The organism is Nocardia sp. CA-119907, assembly GCF_050955995.1.
Classification (GTDB): Bacteria; Actinomycetota; Actinomycetes; order Mycobacteriales; family Mycobacteriaceae; genus Nocardia.
In genome coordinates this window covers 7,747,793-7,760,814 of the sequence record NZ_CP192091.1, presented here as the reverse complement: position 1 = coordinate 7,760,814, position 13,022 = coordinate 7,747,793, and the positions used below count along the sequence as shown (strand labels likewise).

Here is a 13,022-nt window from a genome sequence, read left to right as displayed (position 1 = left end):
TGGGGTTGCTCATGTGGGCTGTCCGGTGTGGACGTGTGGTTCGACTCGGATGGTCACCGCTTTGGAAACCGGCGTATTCGACCGTGCCGCAACGTGATCCAGCGGAACCAGCGGATTCGTTTCCGGGTAGTACGCGGCGGCGTTACCCCGGGGAGTGGAGTATTCGACGATGCGGAAGCCGGTCACCTTGCGCTCGGTGCCGTCGGTCCATTCGGAGATCAGATCGACCAGATCGCCATCCACGAAACCGAATTCGGTGATGTCGTCGATGTGCATCAGGATCACCTTGCGGCCGCCGTGGACGCCGCGGTATCGGTCGTCGAGGCCGTAGATGGTGGTGTTGTACTGGTCGTGGCTGCGCAGGGTCTGCAGGATCAGTCGGCCCTCGGGGACCGGGACCCAGCTCAGTTCGTTGACCGCGAAATTGGCTTTGCCGGTGGCGGTGCGGAATTCGCGGGAGTCGCGCGGCGGGTGCGGTAGGACGAACCCGTTGCGGTCGCGGACCCGCTTGTTGTAGTCGGCGCAGCCGGGTACCACGCGGGCGATCGCGTCGCGGATCTTGTCGTAGTCGTGCTGATACTGCGCCCACGGCACCGGGTGATCGGCGCCGAAGAGGGTTCGGGCGAGTTCGCAGACGATGGCGACTTCGCTGCGCAGGTGATCGCTGACCGGCTGCAGTCGGCCGGTGGACAGATGCACCATCGACATCGAATCCTCTACCGACACTTGTTGTTTCGTGCCGTTCTGGAGGTCGAGGTCGGTGCGTCCGAGGGTGGGTAGGATCAGTGCTGTGCGGCCGTGCACGATATGGCTGCGATTGAGTTTGGTCGAGACGTGCACGGTGAGCGCGCAGCTGCGCAGGGCGGCCTCGGTCACCTCGGTATCGGGGGTGGCGGAGACGAAATTGCCGCCCATGCCGAGGAACACCTTCGCGGTGCCGGCGCGCATGGCTCGGATGGCCTCGACGGTGTCGTAGCCGTGGTGACGTGGGCTGGTGATGCCGAATTCGCGGTCGAGTGCGTCGAGGAAGGCGTCGGGCATCTTCTCCCAGATGCCCATGGTGCGGTCGCCTTGGACGTTGGAGTGGCCGCGCACCGGGCACACACCGGCGCCGGGCTTGCCGATCATGCCACGCAGCAGTAGCAGATTGGTGGCTTCCTCGATGGTGGCGACCGCGTGGCGCTGCTGGGTCAGCCCCATCGCCCAGCAGATGATGACGTTCTTCGATTCGGCCAGAAGTGTTGCGGTGCGGTGCAAGTCGTCATCGGACAGGCCGGTCGCGGTGCGGACGGTGTCGAGATCGACAGCACGAACGTTCTTTTCGTATTCGGCGAAGCCGGCGCAGTGCGCGTCGACGAACTCGCGGTCGACCACCGTGCCGGGCGCGCGGTCCTCGGCCTCGAACAGCAGTTTGCCGAGGCCCTGGAACAGGGCCATATCGCCGCCGAGGCGGATCTGGAGGAAGTCGTCGGCGATCGCGACGCCGCTGGTGAAACCCTTGACGGTCTGCGGGTCGCGGAAACCGAGCAGTCCGGTCTCCGGCAGCGGGTTGACCGCGATGACCTGGGCACCATTGGCCTTCGCGCTCGCCAGTGCGCTGAGCATGCGCGGATGATTGGTGCCCGGGTTCTGGCCTGCGACGATGATCAGATCGGCCTTGGTGAAGTCATCGATCGAGACCGAACCCTTGCCGATGCCGATCGAGGTGGTCAGCGCGGCGCCGGAGGATTCGTGGCACATATTCGAACAGTCCGGCAGATTGTTGGTGCCGAAACTGCGGACCAGCAGTTGATACAGGAACGCCGTCTCATTGGCGGTGCGGCCGGAAGTGTAGAACAGGGCCTCGTCCGGGGAGGACAGGGCATTCAGGTGCTCGACGATGAGTCGGTAGGCGGCATCCCATTCGATCGGCGAATAGTGCGTGTCGCCGGGGCGCAGCACCATCGGGTGGGTGAGTCGGCCCTGCTGGCCCAGCCAGTAGCCGGATTTGCCCGCCAGTTCCTCGATCGAGTGCGCGGCGAAGAATTCGGGGGTGACGGTGCGCAGCGTCGCCTCCTCGGCGACAGCCTTGGCGCCGTTCTCACAGAACTCGGCCGGGCGACGGTGCCCCGTCGGCTCCGGCCAGGCGCAGCCGGGGCAGTCGAAACCGTGCACCTGATTGACCCGGGCCAGCGTGCGGGTGGTCCGGACGACCCCCATCTCCTCCACCGCGCGTTTCAGCGCAACGGCCACGGCGGTCACGCCCGCGGCCTGCTCTTTCGGCTGGGTCACGGTCAGCGCGGACTCGTCGATGTCCTGTGTCGGCCCTTTACGGTGCATGCTGGATATTGTCCTCTTCGCACGAATTTTGTCGCGGCGCCCTTGCTCGATCCTGGGTCGCCGCGCTCGTGCATGTGCCCCCGGCTGGGTGGCTGCGGCATGCCCGAGACTGCTCGATTCAAATTGTATACACTCTGTAGGGCTGTTGGCCGACCGCGTGCGTCGGCGACGCTGCCTGGTAGGCAGCGATTTTCGCGGCGTGCGGGCTGGGCGAGAAGGCTCCGCGTCGGTCGGTGCTGGCTTACCATAGCTACTGATCAAATCGCTGATCTGAGGCACAGCCGATGGGGACGCAGGCAGCATTTCCCGCGCGTGCTGGCGGGGTGCGTCGGCAGGTGCGGTGTCGGCGTGCGAATCGTGGGGTGATCTTCGGAATTCTGAGTTGTGCGGTTGTGCTCGCCGGGGTGGTCCCGTTGGTCAGCGGGGTATCGGCATTCGGTGTTCCGGCATCGGAGGACCCGACGTCGTCGGTGGTTCGGCCGCGGCCGCGCACGGTGGAGCAGTCGCCTGGCCCGCAGGACGGGTCCGGAACGCGGGACGGGTCCGGATCGCAGACCAGCACCGGGACGCCGGATGGGAATTCGGACGGCAGCGGGACGCATGACGGGACCGGGACGCGCGACGGGACCGGGACGCAGACCACGAGTAGTCGGATGCCAGCCGATCCCTGCGCCGGGCGGTCGTCCGACGGATGCTCCGGATCGCCGTCCAGCAGTACGCGACCTCCGGATATTGTGCTGCCGCCGATCACCATGACGACCTTGCCGCCGCTTCCGCAGCCGACCACGCCGGAGCGACCGCGTGACGATCCGACCACCGCGCCGCCGCAGAATCCGACGCTGGACAATCCGACGCCGGACAACCAGCAACCGCCGGATAGCCAGCAGCCGTCGAACAAGCCGCCCGACGTGGTCGTTCCGACCGTTCGGCCTCCGGACCCGATCGTGCCTTCGACTCCATTGCCGGCTCCGCTGCCGCCAGTCGCCGCACAACCCGCCGGGCTCGAGCTCACGCCCTCGGCGATCGGGCCCGGTAGCGATGTCATCGCGGACGGATCGGGCTGTGATCCGCAGGCGCAGGTCAGCCTGCTGGTCGGGGAGACTCCGGTGGGCAACACCGTCGCGGGGGCCGACGGGAGATTCCGCGCACCGCTGGTACTGACCTCGATCGAGGTCGGGCGCTACCAGGTGACCGCGCAGTGCGGACGCACGCTCAGTGCGCCGCTGGATGTGGTGCTGGTCAGCCGGATCAGTGCGGCCACATCGACATTGACGGTGATTCTGTTTTTCCTGTTGATCGGTGGGTGGTTCTACGGGCATCGGCTCGTCTCGCATCTGCCCGTGCGGAGGGGGTCGTAATGCGGTCACGCGTCTCGGCGGCAGTGCGAATTATCCTGTTGCCCAGCGTTTTCGCGCTGATATTCGTGGTGCTCGCCGGCTGGTTCGCGGCACCGGTCGTCGGCAGGCCGCAGGGCGTCGATATGTCGGCGACCATCGATGATCAGGATATTGCGGACACTACGGCAGCTGAACCGCTTCGGCTGCAACCGAACAGCACCATCCGGGTGGCGATCGCGTTGACCAACAATACCTCCGCGGCGGTGCGCATCCGGCGGGTGGATCTGGCCGGGCATGTGCTCGGATTGAGCTTCTTCTCCTATTCCACCGCGGTCGAGTTATCCATCGCACCAGGAAAATCCGATGCGCTGAAGTATCGGCTCGATCTCACCGGACTGGATGGTCAGGCGACCGGACTGATCGTCGCGGATCTGGCGGTCATCGGTGCGGACGGCGCGCGGATCGCCTCGATACCGCTCGATACCGATGTGCGTGGCTCGTTGTGGTCGGTATTCGGGCTGTTCGGGATCGCGCTCGCGGTGCTGACCGTGCTCGCCATCGCCGATGCCGCGCTGGCCATTGCCCGGCACCGGCTGTCCACCAACCGGTGGCAGCGCGGGCTGCGGTTGCTGGCGCCCGGAGTCGGCATCGGCTTGGTCTTCGGATTCACCGCGGCGGTGGCACGGTGGTGGGTTCCGGATACCGGGCTCTGGCTCGCGGTCGCCGGAGTGGCGGCGGCCGTCGGGTTTCTGCTCGGATACTGTGCGCCGACACCGGAAGTCGCGCCGGAGGAGTATTTCGCGTCGACTGGGGAACTCGACGAAGTCGACGGCATGAATACCGTGCGGTTCCGAGCGGATGGGCAACGACTTGACCAGTGACACCGGCAGGTTGCGGGCCGCGCTGCCCGCCTACGATATCGGCGCCCAGGTCGGCAGGGGTGGATGTGGTGTGGTGCTGGCGGGCACGCACCGGCGGTTGGGCCGACCGGTCGCTATCAAACAGATTCCGCCACAGTTCGCGCACGATGAGCAGGTGCGCCGGCGGTTCGTCGCCGAGGCGCGGTTGCTCGCGGCCATCGATCATCCCCATGTGGTGCGGGTTTTCGACTACATAGAAGATGACGAGCTGTGTCTGCTGGTCATGGAATACCTGCCGGGCGGCACCGTCGGCAGCCGGTTCGCCACCGAGGGGTTCGACGCGGCGACCGCGGTGGCTGTCGGGCTGGCCTGTGCGGCGGGACTGGAGGCGGCGCACCGCCACCGGATTCTGCACCGTGACGTCAAACCGTCGAATCTCATGTTCGGCATCGGCGGTGCGATCAAACTGACCGATTTCGGCATAGCCAAGATCGTCGGTGGTGACCGGACACTGGTCACCAGGACCGGCGAGATCGTCGGCACCCCGGCCTATATCGCGCCGGAACAGGCACGCGGACAACCGCTTTCCCCCGCGACCGACGTCTACGCGCTGGCCACCATGCTCTACCAGCTGCTGTCCGGAGTGTTGCCGTTCCCGCCGAGCGACGACCACCTCGCAACGCTTTTCGCCCATGCCTTCGGTGATCCCATACCTCTCACCGAGGTCGCGCCCGGTGTTCCCGGGCCGATCGCCGATGTGGTGATGCGCGGTCTCGCGACCGATCCCGCCGACCGCTTCGACACCGCCGAACTCTTCGGCATCGCGCTCGCCGAACTCGCCGCCTCCTGCTGGGGCGGCGATTGGCTGGCTCCGGTGGGCATCCCGGTAATCGGCGCCGACACCATCGTGGCCGCCGCGACCGGGAGCAGTCGTGCCGCGCGGCGGCCGAGTGCGGTGACGCCACGACCGGGAGGTGCGCAAGGCAGTGGGACACGACCTGGTTCGTCTCGGACGAATGCGAGCTCCGTACCGCTCACGAGCTTCGGACCTCGCGTGACGGTCGGCCAGCCCTCCGGAATGACCATTCCTGCTACCGGAGTCCCGTCGTCGCCTCTGCACCCGCCATCAAGCGCGGCATCGGCGCCGACCGAAATCACACCCGGCCCAAATGCGCCGGATTCGACTGGCGGCGGTCCGATTCCACCAGTCGCTCAGCTTTCGCCGCGATCGCAGCCCACTGGGGACGCGCCGACGCCGGCGCGCAACTCGGATTCCGGCCCAGGCGGGGCGATTTCGCCGGTCCTGCCAGCTCGCGGCGAGACGGATTCGGGGCAGTTCCGGTCTCCGCGCAGCGCCGCGTCGCAGCCGATCGGGGCCGCGCCGACGCCACACCCGCGCGAATCGGATCCGGTTCCAACTGGACCTGTTTCGCCGGTAACCGGCGAGATTCCTGCCGGACCGTATGGGCCTCCGATGGGCCGGGTGCGGCCGCGATACGGGTTGCAGGACAAGGGGGTTCGGCTGGCCGATGTCGATCGGCGCGATCTGGTGTCCATTCGGGAGGTCGTCACATTCGCTTCGCCTCGGCTGCCGCTTCTCGCGGGAGTGTTGGGTGCGGCCGGTGCCTGTGCGGTCGCGGTGCTCGGGCTCGGTGCACCCACGGCTGGAGGAGATCTGGTACCGGGCACGGTCACCATTGCCGGTGTTGATCCGACGAGGTCGGATCCGATCGACATCGATCTGTCCGAGCCGATTCCATTGCAGGTCAAGGGGATCGACGTCGATTCGGCTGCGCTGGCAGTGCGGGTGGTCGGTGTGCGGTTGGGTGGAGATCCGGTGCCGCTGCAGCCCGGTGGCGCGGCCGTATTGCCCGATCCGGTCAACCAGCATGTGTTGGCGGGCCATCTCGACGGCGAGTTGACTCTGTTGCGCAACGGTACCGAAATCGCGACACAGCGATTCGCACTGCGTACGACGCAGCGTCCGACGCTGACCGCCGCTTCGGCCGCGATCGTGATCCTCGCCCTGTTCGCCGCCGCCTACGTGGAGTCCAACACCCGCACTTTGCGTCGTGGTCGCGGTGGCATCGCCAATGTCATCGGCCTGTCCGCGAGTTCGGCCATGCTGGCCGGGGCGGTCGCCGGTGGTGCCTGGATTCTCCGGGGGACCCCGCCGACCATCGCCACCTTGGCGGTCAGTGCGGTACTCGGCGCTGGGGCGGGCGTCGGTATCGCATTCGGCGCGCGGCGTATCGGCAGGCGGCGCAGGCTCCTTCGCCGCGCACGGCGGGAAGATGGCTGAGTGCGGTAGCGGCAGAACGGGGCTGTGCGGTGTCGGTGTCGGTGAGACCGGCGGGAAGGATTTCGTGCTGGCGCACAGTTCCGCGGTGCTCTTCGATGCCGGACCACACCACCACCGATTCGGTGAATTCGCGCGGATGGGGCTGGGAACGCCAGATGTGGTGAGAAAGTTCAGCGAGCGCGTCGGGTCTTCGCGGGGCAAGCGATTCGCTCAGGAACGGCGGCCCTTACTAGTGGCTTCCGTCGGATGCTTCGGGTGGTTCTCGGTGCGGTAGGTGATGATTCGCTGGCCTATGCGCAGGCTCCAGCCGGGCGGCAGTTCGATCGGGGCGGTGCCGACTCGGGTCCAGTCATCGTCGCCGGGAGCGGCGATGAAAGTGCCTGCGGGAGTGGCGGCATCGCGGACGTAGACCTTGCCGCGGTCGACCGAGACGTAGGCGTGCACGCGGGAGACATGGCGGTCACGGGGGACAGTGATCGGCGTGGCCGTCGCGGCACGTACCGCCTCGTCGATCGTCGGACTTCGACCGACGACATACGCCCGGTCCAGCGGATATGCCGCACCGTTCTCGAGAATCAGCGCACCGGCGACCGGCACCGGACTCTCCGGATTGCCCGCACCGCCAACCGGTCGCAGCGGTCGCGGTCGTTGCCCTTGCAGAGGCGGGATCTTGTGCAGCGCAATGGGTTCGGGTCGCAGCGGAGTACCTGCCCGCGACCCACCGGAGTCCGCGCGCTCTGCCGCGGACATGGCCTGGGTACTGACGTCCTGCGGTGCCGCTACCTCCCCGGACCCGTCGGACTCCGCCGTCCGCCCCTTCGCGGATGCCACGGCCCGCTCGGCGACGGGCGACTCTGCCGATGCCCCCGGACCCGTCTTTCCAGTGGGCGCTCCGGACTGCGCGGAGGATCGCCGCGAAATCCCAGCAGACCCAGCTGGTTGCGCCGAGTCCGCGGACTCGGCCTTCTCGGTCGGCCCGTCCGGCGCGGAGGTTTGCCGGGGGGCACCTGTAGAGCGTGCCGATCCAGTGGGTTGGGCTGAGTCCGCGGGTCCGGCTTTCGCTGTGGGTCCGTGCGGCGCGGAGGTTTGCCGGGGGGCACCTGTAGAGCGCGCTGATCCAGTGGGTTGGGCTGAGTCCGTGGGTCCGGCCTTCGCTGTGGATTCGTCCGGCGCGGCGGGCCGGACGGAGGACTGCCGCGGGGCCCCAGATCCGGTTGGCTTTGCCGAGTCCGCGGGCCCGGCCTTCTCAGTAGGCCCGTCGGGCGCGGCGGGCGGCTGCGAGATACCGGTAGATCGTGGCGATCCGGTTGGCTGCGCCGCGCGTCCGGCCTGCGCCGTGGGCGCGTGCGGCGCGGCGGACCGGACAGAGGACTCGGCGGGCCGGGCGAAGCCGGTCGGTTGATGGGTGGTGGGGGTCGGCGCCGCGTCTGTGCGGTTGTTCTTGGAGGTCAGCTGGGATTTCGCGGTGGGGTCGAGGAGGGCTTCGAACCCGGCCGGTGCGGTTTGTGGTGGTTCGGGTGTCGTGCCGGGGGACGGGGACGGTCCGGTGGCGCGGCCTCGGGTCGCCGCGGATCTGCCCGCGCGCCGGGCCGCGATATGCAGGGCGAAACCGCCGCCGGGGACGATACCGGCGCGCAGGTCGGTGCGTGGCAGTTCGTGTACCGGAAATGCGTCGTCCGCGCCGACGGTGATCCGGCGCACCGGTTCTCGGATGATTTCGTCTACCCAGGTGAACGCGCGGGCCCCGGAAAGGCGTCGAGTTCCTTCCGCGCCTTGGATCTCCGCGGTCACCTGGCCGCGCAGCAGAATCACGGTGCCGTCGGCAGTCGGCGCGACCACGCCGAACGGCGGTGGTTCGGAATTGCCGCCGAAAACCACCGCGGCCAGGCGCTGCGCGATCGCCGCACCCGGATGCCGCGCATCGGCGACGGCCTCGATAGCGCCGAGTATCCGGTCGGTGGAGGGGGTTTCGTCCGCGAGATACACGACAACCGCACCGAAGCGTGCGATCAGACCATCGCCCGGCGCAATCCCCACGGTCGACGGGTTGCTCACCCGCGCCTCCTTCCCGGACCACTACCGGCGTCCAGCATAGAGTGTGCGAAGCACCCGAAACCTGTCTGCGACGAACAGCGAGCGCCGGCACGTTGGTGATCCGTATCCGCCCTGATCGACGAAGAGACGTGCATCACTCGACGTCGCCTTCGGACGCTCCCAGGCACAGGTCCTCCGCGAGTTCGGATTGGTCCTGTGTGGGCAGGCGCAGGTTGTCTGCGAGCTCGGATAAGCCGTGTGTGACCACGCGCAGATTGTCTGCGTGCTAGCGAACCTGTTGTGCGCGAGTTACGGGCCAGCTGGGGAATTCGGCTCGGTGCGCGGCCGTCGGAATCCGGTCAGTGCCCGTCACCCGCAGTTTGTCGTCGTAACTCTCCGCGATCGCCGACACACCTGGGCGACACGGAATGATCCGTGCCGCCCGGGGGGTCAGTCCTGTGTACGGCGATCTGCCTGCCCACGGCGGGTGAGTCTGTGCGGCAAGACCGCCGTGCACCACCAGGCAGGTGGACTCCATGCCTCAGGCGGTGAACTCGGACAGGTGGTCTTCGAGCCAGGTGGTGAACGGCCGGGCCGGGTGGTTGGTGAGGAGGGCGACGGAGTCGGTGATCGGGGTCGGGACGCCGTCACATCTACGCCAGTAGTCCAGAAGACCGTCGGCGTAGCGGGTGGGGATGTATTCGGCCATCTCCTGGCGCCAGGCGTCGGGGGTGACGTGGGCGATGGTCGCGGTGCGGCCGGTGATCTTGTTGATCAGGTCGATCTGCTCGGTGAAGGTCAGGGTCTGCGGACCGGTGAGGGTGTGGGCCGCACCGCGGTGGTCGGGCTTGGTGAGTAGGGCGTGCGCGCACTCGGCGATATCGAGTTCGTGGATCGGATCGGTGTAGGCATGGGGGTAGGGGAGGCTGATCGGGCGGTCGGCCTTGATCGCGAATGACCAGCCGCGGGCATTGCCCGCGAAGGCGCCGGGGCGCAGTACCGAGACGGTCATCGGTATGTCGGCGAGTCCGAGTTCGGCGTCTAGATGCGATTTCGCGACCGGGTTGGTGGCGGCCTCGGGATCGAGCACCGCGGACGAGGACAGCAGCACGATGTGGTCGACTCCGGCTGCGGTTGCGGCGGAGGCGAATTCGGCGATGCACTCGGCCTCGGCGTATAGGAACACCGAGGTGACGCCGTCGAGTGCGGTGGCGAAGGTGGCGGGATCCCGCAGATTGCAGGCGACGCCGGGCACGTCCGCGGGGAGCTGTTCTGGGCGGCCGGAGCCGACACGGACGGCATGGCCGTCGGCACGCAGCAGGGACACGAGGTTGGTGGCGACCGCGCCGCGGCCTCCGGTGACGAGAATCATGAGAAGTCCTTGGGTTGAGGGTGATTCAGTGGTGCTGTTCGGTCTGGGCGTGGCGCGGCAGCAGTCGCACCAGCCCGACGCTGACCAGCGTGATGGCGGCGACGAACACCAGGCTGACGGTCAGCGCATGCGCCTGACCGGAGCCGAACGTGTGGAAGTACACCGTGGTGACCGCGGCCGCGCCGATCGCATTGGCGAGTTGCTGTACGGCGGAAAGGGATCCGCTGCCGCTACCGGTCTCGGACGGGTCGATATCGCCGATGGTGACGACGAAGATGCTGCCGAAGCAGGTGCCCATACCGATGCCGAGCACCAGGATCGCCGCCGCGAGAGCCCACGGGGCGATACCGATTCCGACCGTCAGCGCCAGAATGAGCAGCAGGCCGCTACCCGCCAGAGTGATCAGCAGGCCGATCAGAATGAGGTTGCGCCCGAGCTTGGCCAGCAATTGGTGCGCGGCGATCGAGGCGATGATGATGCCGACGGCGAGCGGGGCGAGACCGAGTGCGGCGTCGGTGGGGGTGTAGCCGAGACCGTTCTGCATGAACAGCGACAGCACATACAGCAGTCCCGACACCGCGGCGAAGAAGACGAGACCGAGGATCAGACCCGAGGTGAAACCCCGGTTCTGGAAGAGCGTCGGCTTGATCAGCGGGTTGGCCGCGGTGATCTGCCGACGGGCGAACAGCGCGAAGGATATGGCTCCGGCCGCCACGGCCGCGCAGGGCGCGCCGGTCCAGCCATTGGTGGAACCGTCGATCAGGCCGAATAGCGTGCCGAGCATGGCCGCCGCGAGCAGGAGGGTGCCGAGCGCGTCGATGCTGACGCTGCGGTCGCCCTCCTCGGCGGGCAGCAGGCGTTGGGCGGCGGCGAATGCGAGGCCGCCGAGCACGATATTGATCAGGAACATGGCGCGCCAGCCGAGGCCGAAAAGATCGGCGTCGACAAGGAATCCGGCCAGGATCGGGCCGCAGACGCCGGACAGGCCGAGTCCCGGTCCGAAGACGCTGAATGCCCTACCCAACTGTGCGCGAGGAAAGACGCTGGTGAGAATGCCGAAACCCTGCGGTATCAGCATCGCGCCGAAGGCGCCCTGGATCAGGCGTGTGGTGATGAGCGTGGCCGGATCGATGGCGAGGCCGCACGCGACCGAGGCGAGGGTGAATCCGGCAAGGCCGATCAGGAACAGTCGGCGTTTTCCGAAGCGATCGCCGAGTCGGCCGCCGACTACCAGCAGGACGCCGAGGGATAGGGCATAGCTCGCGCCGAGCCACTGGATCAGCGACGGCCCGCCGTGGAGATCCCGCGCGATGGTCGGCGCGGCGATATTGGTGATGGTCGAGTCGAGCAGGTCGAGAACGTCGGCCGCGAGTATTACGGCCAATATCGCCCACATCCGGGGGCTGACCTTGGTCTCTGGTTGCTGCGTGAGGGTGTTCATGTCCTTCTCCTGACGGAGGAAATCGGAGCGAACAAGGATCGTGACGAACGTTGTTCGGTTGATGAACAGTAGGTCACGAACATCGTTCGTGTCAAACAATGTTCGTTAGCGCGTATACTCACCCCATGAGCGCCGCACCCGTCAGCCGCCGGGCCCGACCCGCGAAGGCACCCCTCAGCCGTGAGGTCATCATCGAAACCGGCCTGCGCATCCTCGACCGCGACGGTCTGGCCGCCCTCACCATGCGCCGCGTCGCGCAGGATCTGGATACCGGTGCCGCCTCGCTCTACGTCTACGTCGCCAACCGCGACGATCTGATGGCCGCCATGCTCGATCACGTGCTCGGCACCGTGCCCGAGCCGAGGGGCGCCACCTGGCGTGACCGGCTCGCGGCGCTGGTCGAGACGACCGTCGACGCGATGGCCAAACATGAGGGGCTCGCGCTCGTCGCGCTCGGCGCGATTCCCACCAGCCCGAACGCATTGCAGATCGTCGAGCGGCTGCTCGCCCTGCTCGCCGAGGGCGGGGTGGACGCACAGACCAATTCCTGGGCCGTCGACCTGATCTACCTGCACATATCCGCGCAGGCCGCGGAGCAGAGCGCGTACAACACCAAGGACACCAACGAGCAGGATTACGTCGCCGAGGTGAAGCGGCGCTTCGCGGCGCTACCTGCCGATCGGTATCCGACGCTCATGGCGATGGGTGACCAGATGTTCTCGGGCGATGGCGACGAGCGGGCCCGGTGGGCGCTGCGCGCGCTCGTCAACGGCATCCTGGCGACGCCGGCCGAGTGAGGTCCGTGGGAGAATCGTCCATGCGGACGATTCGACCGGCGGTCGAGGACGACCTGCCGATACTGCAAGATATCGAGCGTGTGGCGGGCAAACCATTCGCCGACATCGGCATGATGGCTGTCGCGGATGACGATCCGCCGTCACTGCAAACGCTGCGTGAGTTCCAGCAGGCGGGCCGAGCCTGGGTCTATCCCGACGACACCGGCCGCCCCATCGGCTATCTGATTCTCGGGATCGTCGATGGCAATGCCCATATCGACCAGGTCTCGGTGGATCCGGACCATGCGGGTAAGCGGATCGGCAAGCAGCTCATCGACCATGCGGTGCGATGGTCGAAAGCCCGAGGCCTGCCGGCGATCACGCTGACGACCTTCATCGACGTGGCCTGGAACGGTCCCTACTATGAGCGCCTCGGCTTCCGCTTTCTGACTGCTGCCGAAGAGACCGCCGAGCTACGGGAAATCCGCGCCGCCGAGGCGGCGCACGGTCTCGACCTCTGGCCGCGCGCCGCCATGCGCGCCGATCTCGCGACCTGGCGGATGGACTGATCCGCGCCGCCC

At 67.4% G+C, this 13,022-nt stretch carries 9 protein-coding genes; 5 read left to right on the top strand and 4 right to left on the bottom strand.

The genetic code is table 11. The features are described 5' to 3' along the window. Positions 1-9: 9 nt before the first annotated feature. On the bottom strand, positions 10-2,319 hold the full coding sequence (locus ACQP2D_RS34865; protein ID WP_433680186.1) for an FdhF/YdeP family oxidoreductase: 2,310 nt from the start codon (positions 2,317-2,319) through the stop codon (positions 10-12). 761 nt (positions 2,320-3,080) lie between these two features. Here ACQP2D_RS34865 and ACQP2D_RS34860 point away from each other — a divergent pair. The 3 genes from ACQP2D_RS34860 to ACQP2D_RS34850 are packed head-to-tail and all read left to right on the top strand — an operon-like array spanning position 3,081 to position 6,818. Next, the gene (locus tag ACQP2D_RS34860) at positions 3,081-3,677 is read left to right on the top strand and encodes a hypothetical protein (RefSeq protein ID WP_433680185.1); all 597 of its coding nucleotides are present in this window, start codon (positions 3,081-3,083) and stop codon (positions 3,675-3,677) included. A gap of 38 nt (positions 3,678-3,715) precedes the next feature. Next, positions 3,716-4,537 carry a hypothetical protein gene (locus ACQP2D_RS34855; RefSeq protein ID WP_433680184.1) on the top strand — a complete coding sequence of 274 codons (822 nt, stop codon included), beginning with the start codon at positions 3,716-3,718 and terminating at the stop codon, positions 4,535-4,537. Continuing rightward, positions 4,527-6,818 carry a protein kinase domain-containing protein gene (locus tag ACQP2D_RS34850; RefSeq protein ID WP_433680183.1) on the top strand — a complete coding sequence of 764 codons (2,292 nt, stop codon included), beginning with the start codon at positions 4,527-4,529 and terminating at the stop codon, positions 6,816-6,818. The genes ACQP2D_RS34855 and ACQP2D_RS34850 overlap by 11 nt, the downstream gene beginning before the upstream one ends. A 210-nt stretch (positions 6,819-7,028) precedes the next feature. Here the strand turns inward: ACQP2D_RS34850 and ACQP2D_RS34845 are convergent, their stop codons facing one another. The 3 genes from ACQP2D_RS34845 to ACQP2D_RS34835 form a co-directional block, all read right to left on the bottom strand. Then, positions 7,029-8,873 (bottom strand): FHA domain-containing protein, encoded by a 1,845-nt coding sequence (locus tag ACQP2D_RS34845; RefSeq protein ID WP_433680182.1) that lies wholly within the window; start codon positions 8,871-8,873, stop codon positions 7,029-7,031. A 520-nt stretch (positions 8,874-9,393) separates the two neighbouring features. Then, positions 9,394-10,224 (bottom strand): SDR family oxidoreductase, encoded by an 831-nt coding sequence (locus ACQP2D_RS34840; RefSeq protein ID WP_433680181.1) that lies wholly within the window; start codon positions 10,222-10,224, stop codon positions 9,394-9,396. Positions 10,225-10,249: 25 nt separating this feature from the next. Then, the gene (locus tag ACQP2D_RS34835) at positions 10,250-11,665 is read right to left on the bottom strand and encodes a DHA2 family efflux MFS transporter permease subunit (RefSeq protein WP_433680180.1); all 1,416 of its coding nucleotides are present in this window, start codon (positions 11,663-11,665) and stop codon (positions 10,250-10,252) included. Between the two features lie 125 nt (positions 11,666-11,790). Here ACQP2D_RS34835 and ACQP2D_RS34830 point away from each other — a divergent pair, with 125 nt between their 5' ends. Both ACQP2D_RS34830 and ACQP2D_RS34825 read left to right on the top strand, forming a co-directional pair. Next, the gene (locus ACQP2D_RS34830; RefSeq protein ID WP_433680179.1) at positions 11,791-12,462 is read left to right on the top strand and encodes a TetR/AcrR family transcriptional regulator; all 672 of its coding nucleotides are present in this window, start codon (positions 11,791-11,793) and stop codon (positions 12,460-12,462) included. Positions 12,463-12,482: 20 nt separating this feature from the next. Beyond that, the gene (locus ACQP2D_RS34825) at positions 12,483-13,010 is read left to right on the top strand and encodes a GNAT family N-acetyltransferase (RefSeq protein WP_433680178.1); all 528 of its coding nucleotides are present in this window, start codon (positions 12,483-12,485) and stop codon (positions 13,008-13,010) included. Positions 13,011-13,022 lie beyond the last annotated feature (12 nt).